Source organism: Pseudomonas sp. FW215-R2 (assembly GCF_058789255.1).
In genome coordinates this window covers 184,399-209,035 of the sequence record NZ_JBYTBO010000005.1, presented here as the reverse complement: position 1 = coordinate 209,035, position 24,637 = coordinate 184,399, and the positions used below count along the sequence as shown (strand labels likewise).

The 24,637-nt window shown below is 61.6% G+C and carries 19 protein-coding genes; all 19 read right to left on the bottom strand.

Going from position 1 to position 24,637, the window contains the following annotated elements; translation table 11 throughout:
• Window positions 1–34: 34 nt before the first annotated feature.
• Window positions 35–301 (bottom strand): hypothetical protein, encoded by a 267-nt coding sequence (locus AC3WRD_RS09400; protein ID WP_096822189.1) that lies wholly within the window; start codon window positions 299–301, stop codon window positions 35–37.
• Window positions 298–1,590 carry a motility associated factor glycosyltransferase family protein gene (locus tag AC3WRD_RS09395; RefSeq protein ID WP_102620334.1) on the bottom strand — a complete coding sequence of 431 codons (1,293 nt, stop codon included), beginning with the start codon at window positions 1,588–1,590 and terminating at the stop codon, window positions 298–300. Before AC3WRD_RS09395 ends, AC3WRD_RS09400 begins: the two co-directional genes overlap by 4 nt.
• 86 nt (window positions 1,591–1,676) lie before the next feature.
• Entirely contained in the window at window positions 1,677–2,603 is a 927-nt protein-coding gene (locus AC3WRD_RS09390; RefSeq protein WP_096822191.1) for a ketoacyl-ACP synthase III, read from the bottom strand.
• 226 nt (window positions 2,604–2,829) lie between these two features.
• The gene (pseI, locus tag AC3WRD_RS09385) at window positions 2,830–3,882 is read right to left on the bottom strand and encodes a pseudaminic acid synthase (RefSeq protein WP_096822192.1); all 1,053 of its coding nucleotides are present in this window, start codon (window positions 3,880–3,882) and stop codon (window positions 2,830–2,832) included.
• Window positions 3,879–5,381, bottom strand: coding sequence for a UDP-2,4-diacetamido-2,4,6-trideoxy-beta-L-altropyranose hydrolase (pseG, locus tag AC3WRD_RS09380; protein WP_102620333.1), 1,503 nt, complete (start codon window positions 5,379–5,381; stop codon window positions 3,879–3,881). Before pseG ends, pseI begins: the two co-directional genes overlap by 4 nt.
• Entirely contained in the window at window positions 5,378–6,073 is a 696-nt protein-coding gene (gene pseF / locus AC3WRD_RS09375) for a pseudaminic acid cytidylyltransferase (RefSeq protein ID WP_102620332.1), read from the bottom strand. The genes pseG and pseF overlap by 4 nt, the downstream gene beginning before the upstream one ends.
• Window positions 6,070–6,690, bottom strand: a complete 621-nt coding sequence (locus tag AC3WRD_RS09370; RefSeq protein ID WP_102620331.1) for a pseudaminic acid biosynthesis-associated methylase — start codon at window positions 6,688–6,690, stop codon at window positions 6,070–6,072. The genes pseF and AC3WRD_RS09370 overlap by 4 nt, the downstream gene beginning before the upstream one ends.
• A 31-nt stretch (window positions 6,691–6,721) precedes the next feature.
• Complete coding sequence (gene pseC / locus AC3WRD_RS09365) at window positions 6,722–7,879, bottom strand: UDP-4-amino-4,6-dideoxy-N-acetyl-beta-L-altrosamine transaminase (RefSeq protein ID WP_102620330.1); 1,158 nt, start codon at window positions 7,877–7,879, stop codon at window positions 6,722–6,724.
• Complete coding sequence (pseB, locus tag AC3WRD_RS09360) at window positions 7,876–8,877, bottom strand: UDP-N-acetylglucosamine 4,6-dehydratase (inverting) (protein WP_096822197.1); 1,002 nt, start codon at window positions 8,875–8,877, stop codon at window positions 7,876–7,878. Before pseB ends, pseC begins: the two co-directional genes overlap by 4 nt.
• Before the next feature lie 32 nt (window positions 8,878–8,909).
• Window positions 8,910–11,834 (bottom strand): glycosyltransferase family 2 protein, encoded by a 2,925-nt coding sequence (locus AC3WRD_RS09355; RefSeq protein ID WP_102620329.1) that lies wholly within the window; start codon window positions 11,832–11,834, stop codon window positions 8,910–8,912.
• A 49-nt stretch (window positions 11,835–11,883) separates the two neighbouring features.
• On the bottom strand, window positions 11,884–12,612 hold the full coding sequence (locus tag AC3WRD_RS09350; protein WP_102620328.1) for a cephalosporin hydroxylase family protein: 729 nt from the start codon (window positions 12,610–12,612) through the stop codon (window positions 11,884–11,886).
• 29 nt (window positions 12,613–12,641) lie between these two features.
• Window positions 12,642–13,307, bottom strand: coding sequence for an acetyltransferase (locus tag AC3WRD_RS09345; protein WP_096822200.1), 666 nt, complete (start codon window positions 13,305–13,307; stop codon window positions 12,642–12,644).
• Window positions 13,304–14,425, bottom strand: a complete 1,122-nt coding sequence (locus AC3WRD_RS09340; RefSeq protein WP_096822201.1) for a DegT/DnrJ/EryC1/StrS family aminotransferase — start codon at window positions 14,423–14,425, stop codon at window positions 13,304–13,306. Before AC3WRD_RS09340 ends, AC3WRD_RS09345 begins: the two co-directional genes overlap by 4 nt.
• Entirely contained in the window at window positions 14,422–15,648 is a 1,227-nt protein-coding gene (locus AC3WRD_RS09335) for a class I SAM-dependent methyltransferase (protein WP_102620327.1), read from the bottom strand. Before AC3WRD_RS09335 ends, AC3WRD_RS09340 begins: the two co-directional genes overlap by 4 nt.
• Window positions 15,645–16,205, bottom strand: coding sequence for a dTDP-4-dehydrorhamnose 3,5-epimerase (gene rfbC / locus AC3WRD_RS09330; RefSeq protein WP_096822203.1), 561 nt, complete (start codon window positions 16,203–16,205; stop codon window positions 15,645–15,647). Before rfbC ends, AC3WRD_RS09335 begins: the two co-directional genes overlap by 4 nt.
• Window positions 16,202–17,284: a CDP-glucose 4,6-dehydratase gene (gene rfbG / locus AC3WRD_RS09325; protein WP_096822204.1), complete on the bottom strand. Its 1,083-nt coding sequence runs from the start codon at window positions 17,282–17,284 to the stop codon at window positions 16,202–16,204. Before rfbG ends, rfbC begins: the two co-directional genes overlap by 4 nt.
• A complete protein-coding gene (rfbF, locus tag AC3WRD_RS09320) occupies window positions 17,266–18,039 on the bottom strand; it encodes a glucose-1-phosphate cytidylyltransferase (protein ID WP_096822205.1) in 774 nt (257 codons plus the stop codon). The genes rfbG and rfbF overlap by 19 nt, the downstream gene beginning before the upstream one ends.
• Before the next feature lie 254 nt (window positions 18,040–18,293).
• Window positions 18,294–20,702, bottom strand: coding sequence for a calcium-binding protein (locus AC3WRD_RS09315; RefSeq protein WP_158243857.1), 2,409 nt, complete (start codon window positions 20,700–20,702; stop codon window positions 18,294–18,296).
• Window positions 20,703–20,936: 234 nt separating this feature from the next.
• A complete protein-coding gene (locus AC3WRD_RS09310) occupies window positions 20,937–24,533 on the bottom strand; it encodes a glycosyltransferase (RefSeq protein WP_102620326.1) in 3,597 nt (1,198 codons plus the stop codon).
• Window positions 24,534–24,637: the final 104 nt, after the last annotated feature.

Sequence of the window (24,637 nt, the reverse complement as noted above, 5' to 3'; positions counted from 1 at the left end):
GCGCAAACCTGCGGGCCAGCGCTGTCGGCTTTCCTCAAGCCGCAGAACTTTCCAGCAACCGGATCAACTCGTACTCCATGAAGTCGGCAAGCCCGAGCCAGTCCTGACGCTCCTGGCAATCGAGCATTTGTGTGAGCAGGTGCGCCCACGACTGCTGGATATCCGGCGAGGCGGATACCAGCAACTGCTGCGCCCCCTCGAATACATCGACCATGTCCAGCGCCGCTTCGACATCACGCCCCAGGCGAAACAGGCCGGCACACCGCCGGCATTCGTCGACACAGCCTTGCAGCGCACTCATTGCACGAACTCCTGGTTGAAGCGCGTCCCGGCGATCAACGCACCTGCGCGACTACTGTTGAAGAACTCGACTTGGGGCTGGCTGGCGATGTAACGCTCCAGCACACACAGATAGCCGCGGAAATTGAGCTGCGTACTGACGCGCTCGCCGAAGCCGTCACGCACCCAGTGCCGTGCCTGGTTCACCGACGGCCCCAGATCACCATCACGCCAGCCGGCATGGGTCTTGTTCATCGGAAACGCGAAGTCGGCACCGAACAGGGTGATCCGCGCCGCCCCCATCTTCACCGCCAGATCCACCGCCGGATGAATCACGCTGCCGCCCACATGCAGCAGCGCCCGTGGATGTTGCTCTCGCAACGCCGCATAGACCGGGCTGAGCGAATAGCCGCCGTAGCGCTTGCCCTTCCAGGCCCTCAATACCTCAGGGTCGCTCATGGGCAGATATACGAGCGGGATGCCGTCGGATTCTTCGAAAGGCAAATGCCGAAAGCTGATGCGTTGATCGATGCTCACCACATAGTCGGGCACGATCCCGTGCTCGCGCAGCGGTCGGTAAGCGGTATCCACGCAAATGAACAGCGGGCGTTCGTCGCGCTCACGGATCGCTGCGAGTCGCTCGAAATGCTGCTCAAGCGTCGGCCCGGTGCCGATCACGTAGACTTCCCGGCCGGCACAAGTACCGAACAATTGCGCCACATCATCGTCAGCCAGCAGCACCGGCAGGCAGTCCTGCAAACGCTGCAGAATGACGGGCGAATGCGGATCGAACTCACGATTGTTGAAACTCAGGTGCACCTCACTGACCAGCCGATCACGAATCTTCGCGTTGAAGTCATCGGCCAGCAGCATTTCAGTCGGCAAGGCAAAAAACGGCGTGCAGATGTCCGTCAGGTCACCGGCGTACAGAAGCTCTACCCGCGCCTCTTCCAGCCACTGCCGCTGATCGATCAGTTGCAACACCAGGGCGAACAGCGCGCCATTGAGAATGTGAACATACAGCCGCTCGAGCCCGGCGCGCTCCAGCAGTACCGCCGGCAAATCCCCGAGACCGGTGCCGTAGACGTGCAATTGCGGCTTGTCCGCCGGCAGGCTGGCGGCCTGGATCCGGGCTTCGTGGAGGCGGTCATGGCGACTGGTGAGCTGAATCCCGCCGATGCTCAGCGTCGAACCGAGCCCCTGCGTCAGCTCGGCTTCGATCGCCGAACTGTCTTCGTTCATCAACCGTGCGAACAGTGCCGGCCAGCGTCGCTCGATGACTTCAGCGTTGGCTTGGAAGAATTCGCTCATGGTGCCTCACGCTCCATTCAGGCAAAAAAATAGCGTTCAAGGTTAACCCTTGAACGCTATTTTTGTATCCGTCGTTTTTCGCCGCTTCAAGGACGATAGATAATCGCCGAACCCCACGACAGACCGACGCCGAAACCACTGATCGCAATGCGCTGCCAGTCGGAATCCAGCACGTGTTTTTCCAGCAGCAGCGGAACGCTGGACGACACGGTGTTACCGGTCTCGACCATGTCCTTGATGAACTTCTCCGGCTCGCCTTCGAAGCGTCGTGCCACGGCATCGACAATCGCCGCACTGCCCTGGTGAATGCAGAATGCATCGATGTCATCGGCCTTGAGGCCGGAATCGTCGAGCAACTCATGCAAGTGCGCCGGGACTTTCAGCAGCGCAAAGTTGAACACCTGACGACCGTTCATGAAGAACACGCCATCGGTGACTTTCAGGTGCGGCGCACCGGAACCGTCGGTGCCGAACTTGGCCTTGCCCAGCGCCCAGGCCGGATTTTCGCCCATCCACGTCGCGGTAGCGGCATCACCGAACAGCATGGTGGTGTTGCGGTCTTCCGGGTCGACGATCTTCGAATACGGGTCGGCGGTGATCAGCAGACCGTTCTTCAGACCGGCGGCTTCCATGAAGCCCTTGATCGCGTAGATGCCATAGACGTAACCGGAGCAACCCAGGGAAATATCGAACGCGGCGACGTTGGTCGGCAGGCCGAGCTTGTCCTGGACGATCGCAGCGGTGTGCGGCAAGCCTTCTTCGTCACCGTTCTGGGTGACGACGATCAGTGCATCGATGGATTCACGTTTCAGTTCAGGGTTGTTGGCAAACAGCGCATTGGCCGCTTCAACGCACAGATCGGAGGTTTCCTGTTCCGCGTCTTTACGTGGGAGGAAGGCCGAACCGATCTTGCCGAGGATGAATTCTTCATCCTTCTCGAATTTTGCACCTTGTGCGTAATTGTCCACGCCGGCTACAGGAACGTAGCTCGCAATGCTTTTTATGCCAATCATTACGGCTTCCCAATAATAAACAGCCCAATACCACCGCTCGCAAGGATTTCGAGGGGCGCCGACAAACAGAAAACGGCCGCCACAACGGGCAGCCACGGGGAGCGCAAAGGGCTATCACTGCAACCGATAACGGGCCAGGCGCCATCTCCCCGGTCAATACAATACAGTGAAGATGCGCGTTATGACTCGCAGGTCACGCTATTTTGCCGAATCGGTGCAGATCGGGTTATTCGACCAGTGACCAGTCCAGCGGCGTGCCGCGCTTGATCGGCGCGCGCGCGCGGCGGCCGAGGACGGCGTCGGTGTGCTTGGGCGGCAGACCGAGACCAGGACGAATGGCGCGCACGTTGGCCGCCGTGAAGGGTTCACCGGCCGCCATGTCGGCCGTGACGTACAGCGACCGACGGTAGACCAGAGACTTTTTCTCAGCCTCGGTCACGCCGTAATGCACCTGGCCCATGGCCTGCCAGGCGCGCTCGGTTTCCAGCACCAGAGCGGCCATTTCCGCAGGCTCCAGCGAGAAACTGGCGTCCACCCCGCCCGCCGCGCGGTCGAGGGTGAAGTGCTTTTCAACCACCGTCGCACCGAGTGCCACAGCCGCCACCGACACACCAACGCCCATCGAATGATCGGACAGCCCCACCTGACAACCGAACAACTCACGCAGATGCGGGATCGTGCGCACATTGCTGTTGAGCGGTGTCGCCGGGTAGGTGCTGGTGCACTTGAGCAGCACCAGATCCTTGCACCCGGCTTCACGGGCAGCGCGTACGGTTTCGTCGAGCTCGGCGATGCTGGCCATGCCGGTGGAAATGATCAGCGGCTTGCCAGTCGCCGCCACACGGCGAATCAGTGGCAGATCCGTGTTTTCGAAACTGGCGATCTTGTAGGCCGGCACGTCGAGGCTTTCAAGAAAATCCACGGCGCTGTCATCGAACGGCGTCGAAAACGCCAGCATGCCCAGTTCTTTGGCCCGGGCAAAGATCGGTGCGTGCCATTCCCAGGGCGTGTGGGCCTTTTCGTACAGGTCGTAAAGGGACGTGCCGGCCCACAGACTGTTCGGATCCTTGATGAAGAATTCGCCTTCCGCCAGATCCAGCGTCATGGTTTCAGCGGTGTAGGTTTGCAGCTTCAAGGCATGGGCCCCGGCCTTGGCCGCCGCCTCGACAATCTGCAAGGCGACGTCCAGCGACTGGTTATGGTTGCCGCTCATTTCGGCAATGATGAACGGCGGTGCGTCGGCACCGATCAGGCGATCGCCAATCTTGAAACTGTTCATGAACGGTGTTCCTTCAAATCCTTGGTGAACGCGCAGGCACTTTGGGTGAACCCGGCGTCACGAAATACATTCAATGAGGCCCGATTGGCCGGCAACACCTGTGCGCTGATTGCGGTCAATTGCGGCCAGTGCGCCGTGACGATCGCCTCGCCCCGCGTCAGTAGCGCCCTGCCCCAGCCGAGACCGAAACGCCCCTCCAGCAGATACAGCGAAACCTCGGCTTCAAAGCCGCGCAGATCGTACCGCAACACACCGACCGGGCCGTCATCGGCCTCGGCGATCAACAACAGCCGTTGAGGATTGCGCAGACTGGCGCTCAACCAGTTCAGATGCTGCGACCACTCGATCGCGCCACTCTTCACCGACCAGCGCTGCACAGCGTCGGCGTTGCGTCCGTCGAACAACACCTGCGCATCGTCCAGCGTCGCGCCCCGCAGCGTGAGCACCGCGCCGGCCAGTGCCGCCGCAACCCGCAGCGCGCCGCGCCCGTCGACCAGTTGCCGCGAACGCTCGGCCAGGCTCTGGCGCAGATAAAAGTTGCCCACGACAAAACCGACGGCATCACGCAGTTGTTCGACGCTGACCTGCTCCCGCGCGCCCATGAACACATGCGCCCCGGCCGCGGCCATCACCTCGCCGTTGGCCTGCTGGTTGTTCGACACCGCGATGCAGATCGTCGGCAAGCCCATGGCCGCGCGCTCCCAACTGGTGCCACCGCCAGCGCCGATAAACAGGTCGGCTTCGGTCATGCGCCGATGAAAATCGCTGACGAAACTGTGCAGGCGCCAGTTCGGCCGGCTTGCGGCCAGTGCCTGCATCTGCGCCCATGCCGGGTTGTCGGCACCGGCGACGAAGTCCACTTCAAGCCCGGAAAAATCCGCCAGCGCCAGCATCGCGTGGTGGGTCTGGCGGGCAGCGTCGAAGCCGCCGAAGTTCACCAGCACCCGTCGCGCCACGGGTTTGATCTCGATGACCGGGCCGCTGAACTCTTCGCGCAACATGGCAAAGCGCGGACCAAGCAGCGTTCGGCAACCTGCCGGCAGCAGTGGCTGATAGTTTTCGCTGAGACCGGAGAGGTTCTGATTGAGCAGCAGATCCACGCTGTAACGGCGGGTCGCCAGATCGTCGACGGCGGCGATCCGTGGTGCGAAGCGACGGGCCGCGGTCTGCCAGTGATGATCGAGGCCGTAGTGGTCGGCAATGACCCAGTCGAATTCGGCCTGACCTTCCAACTGCGTCGCCAGTGCATCGATATCCGCCCGCCATGGCAGCATCGACTCGATGGCCTGTTCCGGGTCCTCGTCGGTATATCGATCCGGCAAGGCGAACGTCTCGAAGCCTTCGCCCTGCAACGCATCGAGCCGATGGCCCGGCAAGCGACGACAGGCAAACGCGACGTGACTGCCCTGGGCGCGCAACACCCGTGCCAGCGTCAGGCAACGGGCGATATGGCCGCTACCGATGGTGGGCGAGGCGTCGGCGCGGATCAGTACTCTCATTGCAGCTCTCCGCCGGCCTTGAGTGCGGCGTAGAGGTATTCGGCGCGCTTCCAGTCTTCAGCGGTGTCGATGTCCTGCACCAGATGCCGGGGCAGGATCACCGGCAGGCTGGCTGGCGAATACAGAATCTCGCCACGCAGCCAGGCCTCGCTGCGCCCCCAGTAGAACTGGCCGGCATCTTGAAAGGCGGCCGGCAGATCCTGCGAACGGGTATTGCGAAACTCGGGGTACAACGCCGTCAGCGCGCCCTGCCCGTCGAGGGTCAAGGCACGCTGCACCGGAAAACCGAAATCAGTGACCGAAAAAGCAAAGGACTTGTCGGGATGCTGCTCCAGTAACTCAAGCCCCTGGCGCAGGAACCGCGCCTGCAACAACGGCGCCGTGGCGTACACGCAGCAGGCGAAGTCAAAGTGCGGCAGTTGCTGCAAGGCATGCACGATCACCGCAGCCGTGCCGGTGAAATCATCGGCCAGCTCCGCCGGACGCAAGAACGGCACCTGCGCACCATGAGCCTGCGCCAGTTCGGCGATCTCTTCGTCATCGGTGCTGACCACCACCTGGTCGAACAACCCCGAATCCAGCGCTGTGCGAATCGAACGGGCAATCATCGGCACACCGTCGAACGGTTTGAGGTTCTTGCGCGGAATGCGTTTGCTTCCGCCGCGGGCCGGGATGATTGCGACGTTGCTCAAGGGCGTTTTTCCAGCAGGAACCAGGTGACGTCGTCCAGCGGGAATTGCGGATCACGGTGATAACCAAAGCCGTAATCCAGCAGTTGCAGATCGGGATAGCGATCGAGCATTTCCCCGGCGAAATCGCGCTTGAACAACTTGCCGCTGTTGCCGCGATAGGATACTTCCACCGGCGACGGATTGTAGTACTCGGCGATCAGGATGTAGCGCTGGCTCAACTCGTACAACTGCGCATAGGCGGTCGGCAACAGCTCCGGGGCCAGATGAATCAGCACGCCTTTGCTGAGCGTCAGGTCGTAGCGGCGCTCGCGGGGGAAATCGAACAGCGAGCCGTGCCAGATGTTCGCAATCTCCAGCGCACGCGCCTGGGCACAGGCACTGGCATTGATCTCGACACCGAATAATTCACAGCGCGGCAACAGCTGACGCAGCGCCTGCAAGTTGTTGCCGGCGTTGGTGCCCAGTTCCAGCAGGCTGTCGATCCGTCCGGCCCGGCTCAGCGCTTTGGCGAACAGCGCCAGATTGGCCGCCACCAGCGGTTGCCCGACATTGCGGTCGACGTACTGGTTGCCGAACTCGCCCTGCCAGAATTGTTCCTGCTCGCTCAGATCACGCATTGCCGTTTTCCATCCACCGCCGCAGCGGCATTTATTCAGTCAACCGACGCAATTGCTCGACCACGTAATCCTGCTGCTGATTGCTCAACAACGGAAACAGCGGCAGGCTGATCGCTTCGGCGTAATAACGCTCGGCCTCGGGAAAGTCTCCCTCGGCAAAACCCAGTTCACGATAGTACGGCTGCAGATGCACCGGAATGTAGTGCAGGTTCACGCCGATGCCGGCCGCGCGCAAGCCTTCGAACACCTGACGGTGGCTGAGGTTGATGCGATTGGTCTGCAAGCGCACCACATACAGGTGCCAGGCCGATTCGGCGTCCGGCTGGATGCTCGGCACGGTGACCGGCAAATACGCCAGCAAGCGCTCGTAACGCGCGGCCAGTTCCCGACGACGGGCGATGAATTCGTCCAGCTTGCTCAGCTGTGACAGGCCCAGCGCAGCCTGCAGATCGGTGATCCGATAATTGAAACCCAGCTCGACCTGTTGGTAATACCACGGCCCGTGACTGGGCTCGGTCATCTGCTGTGGATCGCGGGTCATGCCGTGGCTGCGCAGGCGTTGCAGACGCTCGGCCAGTTCCGGGCGATTGGTCAGCACCATGCCGCCTTCGCCGCTGGTGATGATCTTCACCGGATGGAAACTGAACACGGTCATCGCCGCGAATTCACCGCAACCCACCGGGCGCCCGGCGTAGCTTGCGCCGACGGCGTGAGAAGCGTCTTCGATCACGGTGAAGTTGTAGCGTTCGGCCAGTTCGGCGATTCGCCGCATGTCGCAGCTCTGCCCGGAAAACGCCACCGCCACCAGCACTTTGGGCAAGCTGCCGTCGCGCTCGGCGGCTTCGAGTTTGCCGGCCAACACCTCGGCATCGAGGTTCCAGGTCAGCGGATCGATGTCCACGAAGTCAACGTCGGCGCCGCAGTAACGGCCGCAGTTGGCCGACGCCAGAAAGGTATTCGGCGTGGTCCACAAGCGGTCGCCCGCTCCCAGCCCCGCCGCCAGGCAGGCAATGTGCAGCGCTGCCGTGGCGTTACACACCGCGACCGCGAAATCGGCCTGGCAACGCTCGGCCATTGCCTGTTCGAAGCGCTCGATGGTCGGCCCCTGGGTCAACCAGTCGGACTGCAACACCTCGACGACCGCGTCGATGTCCGTCTGGTCGAGGCTTTGCCGACCGTAGGGAATCATACCGACAGCTTCGCGTGCAGGTCGGCGATCTGCCCCACCGAGAGGAAATGCGGGTTGGTGTCGGAGCGGTATTCGAAATCTTCACCGACCGGCACGCCACGCTCGCCGAGTTTGTCCTCGGCGAAATCCACGTCGACGCTGGTGAAACGAATCGACGGCTGGATGGTGTAGTGATCGGCGAACTCCAGGGTCATCCGCGCATCGTCCAACGGCACCATCAGTTCGTGCAGCTTCTCGCCCGGACGGATGCCGACGTTCTTGTGCGGCAGATGCTCGGCCATGCCGCGAGCCAGATCGACCACACGGATCGACGGGATCTTCGGCACGAACACTTCACCGCCGTGCATCCGCGCAAAGCTGTCGAGGACGAACTGTACGCCGTGATCGAGGGTGATCCAGAAACGGGTCATGCGCTCGTCGGTGATCGGCAGCTCTGTCGCGCCATCGGCAATCAGCTTGCTGAAAAACGGCACCACTGACCCGCGCGAGCCCGCTACGTTGCCGTAGCGAACCACGGCAAAACGCGTCTGTTGCTCACCGGCAATGTTGTTGGCGGCGACGAACAATTTGTCCGACAGCAACTTGGTGGCGCCGTACAGGTTGATCGGGCTCGCCGCCTTGTCGGTGGACAGCGCCACGACTTTCTTCACGCCGTTGTCGATGGCGGCGGCGATGATGTTCTCCGCGCCATTGACGTTGGTGCGGATGCACTCGGTCGGGTTGTATTCCGCCGCCGGCACCTGTTTCAACGCCGCGGCGTGCACCACGTAATCGATGCCGCGCATGGCCTGGCGCAGACGCTCGGCGTCGCGCACGTCACCGAGGAAGTAACGCATGCACGGCGCGTTGAACGTCTGCTGCATCTCGTACTGTTTGAGCTCATCCCGGGAGAACACCACCACCCGCTTGGGCTGGTATTGCTCGAGCAGGCGCGCAATGAACTTGCGCCCGAACGAGCCGGTGCCACCGGAGATGAAAATCGATTTACCGTTGAACATGTCTAGAGTCCTGTTTCCTGTGCCTCAAGGCGTCAGCCGAGCCACTGCGCCCAGTTCACCGCAGCACGCTCGTTCAGAGCAAAGTCTTTGCCGTTCAGGATCAGGTTCGGGTTGCCGACCGGGTCCTGAGCGAAGACGGAGGACCATTTCTCAGCCAGTGCTTCCAGCGCCTGTGGCGCTTGTGGCAACTGCCCGCCATGAAGCACCTGGACCAGCGGCGTCCACACGGTGAGGTAACCGGCCTGACCGGCCTTGAGGCACAGGTCGACATCGCTGAAACCGTCGCCGAAGCTTTCGGTGTCCAGGCCGCCCAGGGCGTCGAACAACTCTTTGTTCACCATCAGGCACACGCCCGATACGGCCGAGTAGTTCTGATCAACCTGCAGACGGTGCATGTAACCTTCGGCGTCGTGCTTCTCGCCAATGAAGGCCGAACCGACGGTGCCTTCCTTGCCGAGAATCAGACCGGCCTGGGAAATTTTCCCGTCGCGATCGACCAGTTTCGGCCCGACGATACCGACTTCAGGACGCTGGGCATGGTTGAGCAGCGACTCGATCCAGTTCGGGTTGACCACCTCACTGTCGGCCGCCATCAGCACCAGGTATTCACCCTGCGCCTCTTGGCTGGCAGCGTTGCACAGGGCCGCATCGCCAAGCGGCTGATCGGCGTGCAGAACGCGGACCTTGGCGTGGTTCAAGGTGCCCAGCCAGTCGTTGACGGCCGCCGACTGATTCGGTCGGGCTGCGAGCAACACTTCATAGCGGGTGTAGCGGGTTCTCAGCAGCACACCGTCCAGGCAGCGTTGCAGGGCCGGCAGATCATCGCTGGCCGGCAGGATGATCGACACCAGTGGCTGTTCGGCATGGCGATAATCGATCTGATAGGTGCCCGGTTCCTTCGAGGTGATCTTGGCCTTGTAGCCACGATTGCCCAGGTGACGCAGCAGGGCCTGACGCTCGTCGGCGTTTTCTTCCAGGACCGAACTGCGAGTGATCAGCAGCGGCTCGTCGAGGTGCGCCAGACCGCCCAGGCCACCCTGTTCGATGATGCGCAGCAGCAGATCGAATTCCAGCGCCTTGCTGAAGTCCGCCTGATAACCGCCCGCCTCGATCAGCACCTCGCGACGGATCAGCCAGTGCCGCGCCATCAGCGCCGGCAGGCTTTGCAGCAGGTCGAGGTTGAAGCCCGGACGGAACACATCCACCAGGGCGCCTTCGGCGTTGCGCTGGATTTCATCGGTGGCCACCGCGCGGCAACCTTCGGCCGACGCCAGTTCCAGACCGGCGCGCAGCAGACCGCCAGCGGTGAACTCGTCGCCCGCTTCGGCCAGCAGCAGCCAGTCGCACGGCGACTGACGAACGCTCTGGTTCAGCTTGTCGACGAAGTTGCCGGACGAGACCCGCACAAAGTGCAGGGTGTTCTGCGCGGTGGTCGCCGCCGGCGGTTCGCCCGTGGTGAACACCACCACTTTGAACGCCTTGCTGCGACCTTCGAGCAAGCTGTCCAGGGTGACCTGCAACTTGTCGATGTCGTTATCCAGGTCGAGCAGGAAAATACCGAACTGCGGACCACCGCCATTGGCTGCCAGGTCGCGGGCAATCGCCCCGGCCTGTTCGTCATCGGGCTGACGCGCATCGAGCCATTTGAGCAACCGGCCAGTGCGCATTTTGCTGAATGTCGCCTGATTGCCTTCCAGCGATGCCGCTTCCAGACGCGCATTCCACTCACGCAGTTTTTCGGCGTCCTCGTCTTCACCCAGCAGTTGCAACTGCGCCACCAGACGTTTGATCACGGTGCGGTTGAACACGTTGCTGTCGTGGGCTTGCCACAAACGGTCCACCACGCTTTCCGGCGTGTCGTTGTTGCGGGCCAGCATCAGGTTCTCCTGACGGGCCCAGATGCCCTCCAGCCCTTGCAACTGAATGCGCCCGGCCGGCATGGCGTGCAACAGAAACTCGAAGTGGGTCAGTTGATCGAAAAACGCCTGATTGTAGAACGGCATTTCGACGTACTGTTTCGGGCCGAAGCGGCGCTGCGGGCCGGCCTCGATATTGGTCCATGCCGATTCCAGAATCAGCTCGGCGGTCAGTGCGCGACCGGTGCGCAGGCTGTCGGCCAGCGCCTCGAAACTCTTCAGGACAAAGGCTTTGCCTTGCTCCGGGCTTTCATGCCGGACTTGCGTCGGCAGGCCGGCCAGAAACTCGGCAAAGGCCTCGCGCTCGGCGACGGACTTGGCGTCGGTGTACGCCAGCGAGTGGAAAATCTCGGTGCTGTGGTCGGAGTGCTGATAGTTGATTTCACGCACAACGTAAGGGATCGGCAGAATCCGTGCCTTGCCCCGCGCCAGCATGTAGTACGTGTGACCGACTTCCTGCCACTGGAAGATCGTGTCTTCGGGCATCGCCTTGTACCAGTCGCGCATGATGTCGGAGCGCTGCACCGCGTAGAACGGTGGCAGGTACTGGTACATGTAATCCACCAGGCGATCCTGGGCCAGATCGGCCGAGTAGTCCTCGCAGACTTTCTTGTCACGACGGTAGTAGCTGACGCCGTTGGCCAGTGCCAGGTACATCATGCTGTAGCCGTGGCACATGCTGTAATCGGGGTTGGCGTCCATGAAGGCAACGGCTTCGTGCAAGGCATCGTGCACCAGGAAGTCATCGTCGGCGGCGAACACCATGTAAGGGGTCTGCAACTGCTCGATACCGTAGGCCAGTTTGGCGCGAATGCCCCAATAGCCGAACTGCGGCAGGTGCTGATAATCCACGTTGGCAAATTGCCCGGCCACACCCGGCAATGCCTCGGCGGACGAGTCCAGCACCAGAATCCTGCACGGCAGGGTGCTGTAGAAACGCACGGCCCTGCGCAGAAACGCCGGGCGTTCGTGAGATATCAGCACAACGGTCAACTGTTCGTTGAGTGCCAAACCGTGTCCAGAACTGTTCTTGCCTTGCATATATTCCCCACAAGCGGCGAGTCGCCGAAAACTCTACGTTGTTTGTCGATTAACGTACGCGGCGCAGATAACCATCCGGCGCGACTGTGATCAGCAACTTGCTGTGTATGGCCTGATCGATTTCGAAATCACGGTTCTCTTCCAGGTACGCCCACACGGCGGTTTTCGGGTTGTCACCCTTGCCCCACGGACGATCCGGGAACGCGTCTTCCGGCATGTCTTCGACCACGGTGTCCATGACCACGCAGTAGCTGCCCACCGAAACCATCGGTGCGTACAGGCGCAGCTCTTCGAGGACGTGCTCGTGGGTGTGGTTGGAGTCCAGCACCACCAGCACTTTCTTGCCCTGCACGCGTTCACGCACCTGGTCGACAATCGCGGTGTCGATGCTCGAACCCTGGATCATGCTGATCCGCTTGAACATCGGGTGCGCTTCGATGGCTTCGCGGTTGTGCTGGCGGATATCGATGTCGACACCCAGCACTTCGCCGTGGCCGATCAGTTCCAGGATCGAGGCGTAGAACACCAGCGAACCGCCGTGGGCAATACCGGTTTCAACGATCACGTCCGGACGCAGGTTCCAGATGATTTCCTGCATGGCGACCATGTCCTGCGGGAACTGAATGATCGGCCGGCCCATCCAGCTGAAGTTGTAGGTGTATTTGTGCTTGGCAGTGGTGGCGACCCAGTCCAGGGACTCGGTTTGCAGTGCCTTGTCTTCCTGCAGGCCTTCGATGTTGGCTTTTACTTCTTCGCGAAACTGCTCATGTGGATTCATTGCAACTCTCCAAAAATTCGGGAAACGGCTTACTTGAACACCTTGGCGTCCGGGTAAGGCACCGTGTTGTTCTTGATGATCCTGGCGGGATTGCCCACCACGACCGAAAAATCCGGGACATCTTTCGTCACCACGGCACCGGCGCCGATGGTCACCCAGCGACCGATGCGCAGACGCGGCAGGATCGTGGCGTTGGTACCGATGAAGGTGCCGTCACCGATCTCCACGCAGCCGGCGATACAGACGCCGGGCGCCATGAACACCGAGTGGCCGATCCGTCCCTCATGCCCCACGACACTGCCGGCGCTGATGCTGGTGTTGTCGCCGAGCTCGACCTCGGCCTGCATCAACACGCCTTCCTGCAGGTAACTGCCCTGCCCCATGCGAATCATGCTCAGGTCGATGCCGGGGTGGATGAACTGACCCAGTCGCGCACCCGCCTCCACCAACTGGCAGGTGGTTTCGTAGCGTAAACGGGTACTGCCGGTGATCAGATTGACGAAGCGCACGTCCGGCCCATTGAGTTCGGCCACCCGCTCCGAACCGCCGACCACCGGCACGCCATAAAACAGCGTGCCGTGCTTGCGCGGATCGTTGTCGAGAAACGCAAACTCGATGTTCGGCGTGCTGCGCTTGACGGCCTGCAGCATGCGCACCGCTTCCGGGTTGGCGGCGCCCAACAGATACATCTTCACGGTGCTTTCCTGCTGGCCAGCAAGTCGAGCACCACTTGCACCACGCGCTGCTGATCGGCGTCAGTCATTTCGTGATAACTCGGCAGGTTGAAGGCACGCTCGGGCAACGCGAACGCCAGCGGGGTGTCGACCACGTATTCGCTGAACATCGGCAGCGACGACAGCGGCCAGAAAAACACCCGGGCGTCGATATCCGCCGCCTGGAAAGCCGCAATCAACTGATCGCGATGGATGCCGGTGTCGGCATCGAACACCACGGTCGGCATCCAGTAACCATTGCGCCCATGGGCCGGTTCCGGATTGAGCGATACGCCCGGCACACCTTCAAGCGCCTGCGCATAGTTGGCGAAAATCGCCCGCTTGCGCTCGATCAACTCTTCGATGCGCTCGACCTGAGCGCAGCCGACCGCCGCCTGCAGGTTGCTCATCTTGTATTTGAAGCCGACGAATTCCGGCCAGAACTGCTTGGTGCTGCCCGCGACCCGGCCATGGTTGGACAGGGTCAGCACGCGCTCGTACAAGGCCTTGTCCGAGGTGACGAACATGCCGCCTTCGCCGGTGGTCATGGTCTTGGTGCCGTGGAACGAAAAGGCGCCGAAGGCACCGAGCGAACCCGCCGCCTTGCCACGCCATTGCGAACCAATGGCTTCGGCCGCGTCCTCGATCACGGGAATGCCGAACTCCTTGCCGATGGCCAGCAAGGCATCCATGTCGCAAAGATTGCCGTAGAGGTGAACTGCCAGAATGGCTTTGGTGCGCGGGCTGATCGCGTTTCTGACCTGTTGCGGATCCAGACACCAGCTATCGGCCAGCACATCGACAAAGACCGGGGTCGCCCCCAGGTAAGTGATCGGCGCTGCCGAAGCGATCCAGTTGGTATTGGCCAGGATCACTTCATCGCCGGCGCCGACACCCAATGCCGCCATGCCCATGTGCAAGGCCCCGGTGCAACTGGAGGTGGCGATTGCATAGGTCGCACCCAGATGCTCGGCGAAGCCGTGCTCGAAGCGGGTCAGGTATTCGTAGCAACGCGCGCCCCAGCCGTTCTGCACGGCATCCAGGGCATATTGCGCTTCGAGTTCGCCGACGCTCGGTTTGGTGTAGTGGATTCTGCTCATTGAATGCTCAACTCCGGAACGGCGACGACAAAGCGTGCACCCCATGTTTTGGCTTCGGCCAGTTGTTGCGTCACTTCGCTCAACAGGTTCCAGGGCAGAACCAGAATGTAGTCCGGCCGCTCCAGCGCAATGCGCTCGGGTGCCACGATCGGAATGCGGCTGCCCGGCAGGAACTTGCCCTGTTTGTGCGGGTTGGCATCGGCAACCCACGCCAGCAGATCCGCTCTCACGCCGGCATAGTTGAGCAAGGTGTTGCCCTTGGCTGCCGCGCCATAACCGACCACACGCTTGCCCTCGGCCTTGGCCTGCAACAGGAAGCGCAGCAGCTGGTGCTTGATGTTTTCGGCGGCCGGCGCCAGCGTCGCGTAGTACCCGGCAGTTTTCACGCCAGCGTCGAGTTCGGCCTGCAACTGTTGCTGAACCGCCGGTTGCACGGCACGGCGTTCGCCATCCTTGCGCTGCACGAACACGCGCAGCGATCCGCCATGGGTGGTCAACGGGCTGACGTCGAACACTTCCAGACCGTTGCGCTCGCACAGCGTTTGCACGGCGGTCAGGGACAGGTAGGAATAGTGCTCGTGGTACAGCGTGTCGAACTGCGCGCCGGCCATCAGCGTCAGCAGTTGCGGGAATTCGAACGTGGCAACGCCGGCGGGCTTGAGCAGCGCGGCGAAACCACCGAGGAAGTCATTGATGTCCGGCACGTGGGCCAGCACGTTGTTGGCGGCCATCAGATCGGCGCCCCAGCCTTCGCTTTTCAGCTGTGCGGCGGTGTCGCGACCGAAGAACAGTTCACGAATCTCCAGGCCTTTTTCCCGCGCTGCCTGCGCGGTGCTGCGAGTCGGCTCGACGCCCAGGCACTGGATACCGCGACCGGCTACGTACTGCAGCAGGTAACCGTCGTTGGCGGCGACTTCCACCACGCGGCTGTCAGCCGTCAGGCCAAAGCGCTCGACCATCTCGGCCACATAACGCTCGGCGTGGGCCAGCCAAGTGCTGGAGAACGAACTGAAGTAGGCGTACTCGGCATCGAACAGGCTGTCGGCGCTGGTGTAATCCTCGGTCTGGACCAGCCAGCATTGCTGGCACACGGCGACCTTCAATGGCACCCATTGTTCGGCCTGTTCCAACCGATCGGCGTGCACGTAGGCGTTGGACGGTGGCGAGGTGCCGAGGTCGATCAGCGGCAGGCTCAGCGGTGCGGCGCACCCACGGCAGTTCATAGACGCACTCCAGCAAAGTGTTGATCGAGCGCGGGATGGCTGGAATCACGCGCTGACAAATTATTGACAGGCAACGGCCAGGCAATCGCCAGCCGTGGATCGTTCACCGACAGGCCGGCCTCGTGCTCCGGCGCGTAATCGGCGCTGTGCAGGTAAAGCAGCTCGGCATCCTCGGTGAGGGTCTGGAAACCATGGGCGAAGCCGGCCGGAATCAACAGGCTGCGACCGTCGCCGGCCTTCAGGTGCTCGGCGTGCCAGTGCAGGAAGGTTTCGGAGTCCGGGCGCAGGTCCACCGCCACGTCCCACACTTCACCGCGCAGGCAGGTGATCAACTTGGCTTCCGGCGCGTTGGCGTTCTGGTAATGCAAACCGCGCACACTGCCCTTTTCGCGAGTGCAGGAGTGGTTGATCTGGCGGATGTGAAACTCGGCGCCGAACGCACTCAGGCTGCCCTCGCAGAACAGCCGGGCGAAGTGCCCGCGCTGATCTTCGAAGCGCTTGTGCTGGACGCTGAACAACCCGGCCAGCGGCAACTGTTTCAAGGAAAACTCGCTCACAGCGCGCCCCGGTACAGGTTCAATTGCCCGAGAGTGACGGTGCGCATGTCGTCGCCGTTCTGCCACGCCAGGTGCCAGTCGAGGGTCTGGGTCAGGCATTGCTGCAGCGACCAGCGCGGTTGCCAGCCAAGCACCTGACGGGCGCGGCTGCTGTCCAGACGCAGCAGACCGGCTTCGTGCAGTTCGCTCGGCTCGATGCGCAGACCACGGGCCTGTGGCCAGCGATTGGCGAGCAGTTCGACCACTTCGCCGACGCTGCACATGTCCGTTTCGCCCGGGCCGAAGTTCCACGCCCCGGCGTATTCCGGGCCCTCTTCGTAGAGCCCGGCGGCCAGTTGCAGGTAGCCGGCCAGCGGCTCCAGCGCGTGTTGCCATGGGCGCACGGCTTGCGGGTAACGCAGGGTCACCGGCTCGTCGGCCGACCAGGCTTTCAGTACGTCGGGAATCAGGCGCTCTGGGGCGAAGTCACCGCCACCCAGCACGTTGCCGGCTCGCGCGGTGGCCAGGGCCAGACCGTGTTCGGCGTACTTGTCGGCCGGGAAGAACGACGCGGCATAAGACTGCGCCAACAACTCGCAGCAGGCCTTGCTGCTGCTGTAAGGGTCGTGCCCACCGAGGGCTTCGTCTTCGCGGTAGGGCCACAGCCATTCCTTGTTGGCGTAGACCTTGTCGGTGGTCACCAGCACACAGGCCCGCACACAACCGACCTGACGAATCGCTTCGAGCAGGTTCAGGGTGCCCATGACGTTGCTGGAATACGTGCCGAGCGGATCGCGATAACCTTCGCGCACCAGCGGCTGGGCCGCCAGGTGGAGGACGATCTCGGGCTCGGTGTCGGCGATGATCTCGAGCAAGGCGCCGAGGTCACGCAGGTCGCCGCGCTGGTCGTTGATACCTTCGTGCACCCGCGCCAGTTCGAACAGGCTCGGCTCGGTCGACGGGTCGAGGGAAAAACCGCTGACTTGCGCGCCGAGGCTTTGCAGCCACAAGGTCAGCCAGCTGCCCTTGAAACCGGTGTGACCGGTGACCAGAACCCGTTTGCCGCGCCAGAATTCCGGACTCAGTCCCATTGCTTCCATGGGGCCTCCCCGGTCTGCCACAGCGCTTCGAGGTGATTCTTGTCGCGCAGGGTATCCATCGGTTGCCAGAAACCGTCGTGCTGATAAGCCATCAGCTCGCCACGCTCGGCCAGGCCATCCAGCGGACCGGACTCCCACGACGTCTCGTCGCCTTCGATCAGCGGCAGGACTTTCGGCGACAACACAAAGAATCCGCCATTGATCCAGCCACCGTCGCCACGGGGTTTTTCAGTGAACCCCAGTACGCGATCGCCTTCACGGTTCAGCGCGCCGTAACGTCCCGGCGGCTGTACGGCGGTGACGGTCGCCAACTTGCCGTGGGTCAGGTGGAAATCCACCAACGAGCTGATGTTCAGGTCCGAGACACCGTCGCCATAGGTGAAGCAGAAGGCTTTTTCGTTTTCCAGATAGCGTGCGGCGCGGCGCAGACGGCCACCGGTCATGGTTTCCTCGCCGGTGTCGATCAGCGTCACGCGCCACGGCTCGCTGTAGTTCTGGTGAACGTCCATGCGGTTTTCACGCATGTCGAACGTCACGTCGGAGGTGTGCAGGAAGTAGTTGGCGAAGAAGTCCTTGATCGCGTAGCCCTTGTAGCCAAGGCAAATCACGAAGTCATGAATTCCGTGTGCGGAATACTGTTTCATGATGTGCCAGAGAATTGGCTTGCCACCGATTTCGATCATCGGTTTGGGCTTGAGGTGCGACTCTTCACTGATGCGAGTGCCCAGGCCACCCGCCAAAATAACTGCCTTCATGGTCTCCCCTCTCGTTCGTCACAGGGCTGCGCGCGGCTTTATGAGCTTTGCGGCCTTCTGGCTAAACCTTTCTGCCGGTCCGGGCGCAGGTGCAATGACCGCGAGCGCTCGTTTTATGGCGATTTGAGGGGGACTTGCAGGAAACGCGCCAGCTCCGCCGACGCTGCGTCGATGGGGACACGGGCATGAAAAAAGGGATGAGTCCGTTGCCGGACCCATCCCTTTCATCGAGCGGTTTCAGTGAATCGACCGGATCAACCGAACAGGGCAAACCCGTCGGCAGCGGTTGGCAGGTTGTAGGCCTGGCCGTCCGCGGTCTGGATGTGCTCGATGTTGTTGAAGCCCGCATACCAGCCTGCCAGTTTCACACCACTGGTCGGCGCACCGACGCTGCCGTCATTGGCGCTGTGCAAATAGGCGTCGTCGCCGATACGGGTCACGTTCAACTGGCTGGCATTGGCAATGGTGTTCAGGATCAGGGTGTCGTTCAGGCTGGTGCCGCCGTCCTGAATCACCACCAGACCGGAGGTGTTCACCACGTAAGTGTCATCACCTTCACCGCCATTGGCGAAACCACCGGAGGCCTGCTGGCCGGCCAGATTGAGAATCAACCGGTCGTCACCCTCGCCACCGAACAACGAGTAGGCGCTGCCCTTGCCGGTCAATACGTCGTCGCCAATACCGCCGATGGCGCTGCCGTTGAACACTGTCACGGTGTCATTGCCGTCCTCACCGAATGCATTGGTACCCAGATCATTTTCGGCACTGACAATCACATCGTCGCCCGCCCCGCCATACAACTGATCGGCCTGCGCATTATCGGCCACACCTTCGAGGCTGAACGGTCCGATGTCGGACACCAGGCCGCCGTAGATAACGTCGTTGCCGTCACCGCCATTGATCAGATCGCTGCCGCGCCCGCCTTCCAGGTAGTTGTCCGCTTCGTTGCCGGTCAAGGTGTCGTCGAAATGGCTGCCCATCACGCCTTCGACATTGGTCAGCGTATCGCCCTGCGCATCACCACCCAGGTTGATGCCGGTCTGCAGATTGATCTCTACCGCCGAGGCGCTGGTGAGGTACCAGACATTATCGATGCCATCGCGACCATCGATCGAATCACCGCCGCCACCTCCGATGAACGTTTCATTGCCGGCCGAACCGATGAAGTCATCAAAATACTGACTGCCCTCGATCAATTCGATGCTGGTGTATTCAGGCATCGGGTCCCAGGGCTTGTAGGCGGCACCGCTCAGGTCGATCGCCATCGGCATGGTGGCGTATTTGAAGCTGAGCAGATCCTGCCCCTGTCCGCCATCCAGGCCGAAATACCAGGGCATGCCGGTCGCGTAAAAGGTGTCGCTGAAGTCACTGCCACGGATGATCTCGATGTTCTGGAACGTATCGCCGTCAGCGATCCCCGAAAACTCCCGGGTTGCCCAGTTCAGCGTCATGGCCACCGTGCTGTCGCCGTAGCTGAGCACATCGATACCGTCGCCACCGTCGAAGGAGTCACCCTTGGCACCGCCGAACAGCACGTCGTTGCCACTGCCGCCGACGATCGTGTTCCAGGTGTCGTTGCCGTAGCCGGTGAAGTCGCCGGTCCCGGTGTACGTGAGGTTTTCAACGAACGGATCCAGGTGCATCACAGACAGCGTGGTGTACACCTGATCGGTGCCGCCCATGAAGCCCTCGACTTCTTCGATGGTCACACCGGTGCTGTTGATGAAGTACACATCGTTCCAATCGCCACCGGCCAGGGTCACGCCACCGATGTTGGCGGTGAACTGATCCGCATTGTTGGTGCCAATGATCTTTTCGACATTGCGAAAGGTGTCGCCCACTGCATTGATACCACTGCCGATCTCGATGGTGACCGGCCCCGCGGTCTGGAAATAGCTCACCGTGTCGTAGCCATCGGAACCGTCAATGATCATCGACCCTTCGGAGCGATAGATCAGATCATCGAACTTCGAACCTTCAATGGCTTCGATACCGGTGAAGGTATCTCCGTAGGCAATGGTCAACCAGTCATAGTTGCTCCAGTCCCCGACTCTCACCCCTTCGAGACTGTCGCTGTAGCTGACGGTATCGAAACCCTCGCCACCCACGAAGTGATCCGCCCCGTCGCCGCCCCACAGCCAGTCGTTGCCGGCACCGCCAATGATTTCGTTGTCGGTGTCACTGCCGTAGGCCTTGAAATCACCCGTACCGGTGAAGGTCAGTTTCTCGATGAAGGGGTCCATCTTGATGGTGTTGAGACTGGTGCGAATTTCGTCGTAACCGCCGTAGCTTTCTTCGATGATGGTCACGCCTTCGCTGCCGACGATATACACATCGTCACCCCAGCTACCGTCCAGCGTCACACCGGCAACGTTGCCGGTGAAGGTGTCGTTGAAAGATGTACCGATGACTTTCTCGACGTTGAGCAAGGTATCGCGCTTGCCCTCGGCGCCGGTGACAGTCCACGCGTCATTGCCGATCTCGACATTGACTGCCGAAGACAGCACGCGATAGTCCGCCGTATCAACCCCCTCGCCCCCATCCAGCACGTCCGATCCGCCACTGCCGATCAACTGGTCATCCGACTCCAGTCCATAGAGTTCGTCATTACCATCGGTGCCCATCAGGTAATCCACATCACTCGTTCCATTTACTACTGACATTTGCTTCTTCCTTGCGTTGTTGTTGAGGCTGGAAACCTGCAATCCCGGGCACCGCTCGCCCCCTCTGCGTCAATCGTCCGAGACCGGCTATCAAGGGGTATCGACAGAGAATTGCGGCGGCTTGAGGTGCCGGGCAAAAAAAGTATCCGAGTTGATACAAATACGAATTTCGAGGTGAAAAAAAGGCGACTGCAAAAGTCGCCTGTTTTTTGGGGGGTAGCGTCCGTGGACCGGTCAGTCCGCCAGCCAGCCGTTTTCCCAGTAACGCAGGTTGTCGCCGCGCAAGACGTAGTCGCGCAACACGACCTCGCGCAACTCGTCGCCCATGCGGTAGCTGGCGTCCGGATCGGCCAGGTGCATGCGGATCGCCTGCAGCCACTCATCCGTGGTGTTGGTCTTGATCCGGGTGCACGGCAGGTAACCGCGATAGGCCTCGGTGTCGGTGCAGATCACCGGGTAGCCACAGGCGCCGTACTCCAACAGACGCAGGTTGCTCTTGCAGTCGTTGAAGATGTGGAACTCCAGCGGTGCTAGCGCCAGATCCAGATTGAGGCTGGCCAGTTTCGCCGGGTACACATCGAGGCCGATCACGCCGTGGAACTCATGCATGTACGGCCGCAGATCGTCCGGGCACATGCCGAAAAACACCCAGTCGACTTCATTGGCCAATTCGCGCACCACATCGGCGATCACCGCCAGGTCACCGTGGTGGCTGGTGCCACCGCCCCAGCCGACCCGAGGTTTTTTCGAGGTACGGCGCTGGCTGCGCAAATCGCTCCACATGTTTTTGGCCAGCATGTTCGGGACCACGCGGATGTCGCTGTGCATGCTCGACAGTGCGTTACCCAACGGCGCCGTGGACACCACGACCCGGTCACACATGCCGATCGCACGCCGGACCAGTTTTTCCATTTCGTCCTTGTTCGGCATGTTGCGGATGTGCGCATTACGATGGGGAACGTCGATCACGTAGTCATCGAGCTCGTAGATCCGCCGGGCACTCGAGTACTTCTGCAAGCTTGGAATTTCGTTGATCGGTGCTTCGGCATAACGTCCCTGCAGAATGATCACGTCAGGGGACTGGCGCTCGACTTCGATGATGGTCGGCAGGTTGTAATGAATCCGTCCCAGTGCCCTGCCCGCCGCTTCCAGCTCGATCAGGGGCTGAGTCACACGGTAGTGACCGATCGCCGATGCGTTGACCGGCAATGCGAGAATCTTGGGCAATTGCGGCTGCGAAAACGGACTCCAGCCGGTACGCAGGCCAGGATCGAGACTGAAGCTCGAGCCCCCCAGGCCGTTCAGCGACAGGTTGGCGTTGTAGGCCGGATCCCGTGCGACGACCGGCAGCCAGCGCTTGTAGAAAGTTTCCTGCTCCTGGCCAAGCGCTGCTTCTTCGCCTTCCTTCGGGGCTTGCGCCGGTTGCGCGCCCAACGCCAGCTGCGCGTAAGGCGTCCACACCACCAGGTAACCTTCCTGGCCGACTCGCAGGCACAGATCCACTTCGTTGAGCGACTGCGCCAGCGCCTGCTCATCGAGCCCGTTGACGGCATCGAACACAGCCTTGCGCACCATCAGGCAATCACTGCCGACGGCGCTCAGGTCGTGAGCGACCAATAGCCGGTACATGTAACCCGTCGCCTGCAACGACTCGCCGTAAAACGGTACGCCGGCCGGCCCTTGCAGGCCGAGGATCAGACCGGCGTGCAAGACCCGCCCGTCCGGGTTGAACAGTTTGGCCCCTACCACACCGACTTCGGGGCGCTGGGCGTGATTGAGCATTTCCGCCAGCCAGTCGCCATGGGTGATCACGGCGTAAGGGTTGAGCAGCAAGACGTATTCGCCCCGCGCCTGGCTCACCGCGAGATTGCGCACAGCAGCCATGTTGTCTTGCTGCGGGCAATCGAGGACACGAATCCGCTCGCTGCCCAATTGCGCCATGCCGTCAAACCAGGTCTGCGCCTCGACGCCCTGGCTGCCGTTGTCGACCAGCAGCAACTCGTACTCGGCGTAGGCGGTCTTCTCCAGCAGGCTCTCGACACAGCGCTGCACGGCGGCCGTCTGATCCTTGCTGACAATGACGATCGACACCAGCGGTTGCCGGCCATGGTGGTAATCCACGCGGTTCAGCAGCGCCGAGGCGCCGTTGCGGATTTCATGGGCAATGCCCAGGCGGTCAAGGTGCGCCGAGATCAACTGCGAATTGCCGTCAGCCATTTGCGGTTCCGACAGCCACTTGGCGAGGTCGAATGCCGACTCCAGCAGCACTTCGGAGATATGGCCAATGACCTGCGTGCCGTCGTTCTCGACCATGCGCCACAACACATCGTGGGGCGCCAGCTCGCCAAACGCGGAATCGAAACCGCCGAGTGCCAGGAACCGTTCGCGCTCGAACGCCAGGGCCCGGCCCACATAGGGGTAGCTGCGCATCAGGTCCAGGTTGAAGTCCGGCTTGAACACCGGCTCGGTCGACTCGCCCTCGCTCAAACCACCTTCATCGCTGTAAAGGCAGGTAACGGTTCGCGAGAGCGCAATGCGCTCGGCCATCACCAGCAGCGCCGGCACCACCAGACGATCACCGGCACGCAGCAGGTAGAACCAGTCGGCACCTTCCAGCTGCGGCAAGAGTTCGTTGATCTGCTGTTGCCAGTCCTCCTGCAACGGCATGCGCAAGACGCGCTCTTCGAGCTGCGTCTCGGTGCAGGAGGCGGACAACACAAGGGTCAACTCGGGCAGGTATTCCTGTGCCTCGAGCGATTGTAGGGTGAGATCCAGCGCCGAGCGACTGCCCTGCTCGTCAATGATCAGCGGCACGATTTTCGGTACGCGCGGCCATGCCGCGAGCGTGTCCGGCAGCAGTTCGCGCTGGCCTTCGGTCAAGTTGCGGCATGCCAGCCACTGCGCATACAACTCGGCAAAACTGACACTGGAAACGCCGACATGCCAATCCTGGGTAGTCTGTTTGGTGCCCAGCGTCCGGCTCAGCGGCAACTCTTCCCAGACCCGTGGCGCTTCCTGCGCCTTGGTGATCGGTACATAACGCACCCAGCCCGGCGCCGGGGCCGATTCGCCACTGCGCGCCTTGAGCATCTGCGACAACCACTGGCGTTCGGTGTACGCAGCATCGCGCATTGCCTGTTGGCCACTCAAGCGCTCGGCGTACAGGCGCTCGACGCTCAGGACGTGATTCGAAACCACCAGGTTGCCGCGACGCAACAGGCAGACGTACAACGCAAAATCCAGGGTCGCGACAAAGCAGGTTTCGGGAGTGGTCAAGGCCGGGAGAAGCTCCAGCACATCGGCCCGGCGAAACAGTGCATTGCTGAAACCGCCGAGAATGTTGACCGGGAAATTCTCGAAAATCGCCAGCAGGTCATCCCCCTTGAACAGTCCGCACACCGGCGACAACGGGGTATTTTCCAGGCGTGAAGGCAACGGGCGGTCGTCGGCATCCCAGAACAGACGCTGGGCGAGCACCAGATTGACGTCCTGCTGATCGATGAGAACCTGTGCCTGGCGCTCGATGCACGTGCCGAACAATTGGTCGTCATCACACAGAAACTTGATGAACTCGCCCTGCGCCTGCTCAAGGCACGCATGCAGATTGCCGACCAGCCCGAGCGTGCGCGCATTGCGCACGTAGCGCACGGCCACGCCGGAACTCTCGATCACCGAGGCGACGGTGGTTTCAATCTCGTTGCCGCGACTGTCGTCGCAGACAATGACTTCAAGATTGCCATAGCCCTGGCTCACCGCACTGAGCAATGCCCGTTCGAAGAAACGTGGATTGAAGGCAGGAATGACCAGGCTGACGAGAGGAAGTGAATTCACGGCGGGCTCACAGGCGGTGCGAGCCCGCTCAGAAAAGCGAGCCCTTGAAACCGCTAAAGACATTGACTATTGAAGGGACAGGGCAGAACGGGCGCCAGCGCGCC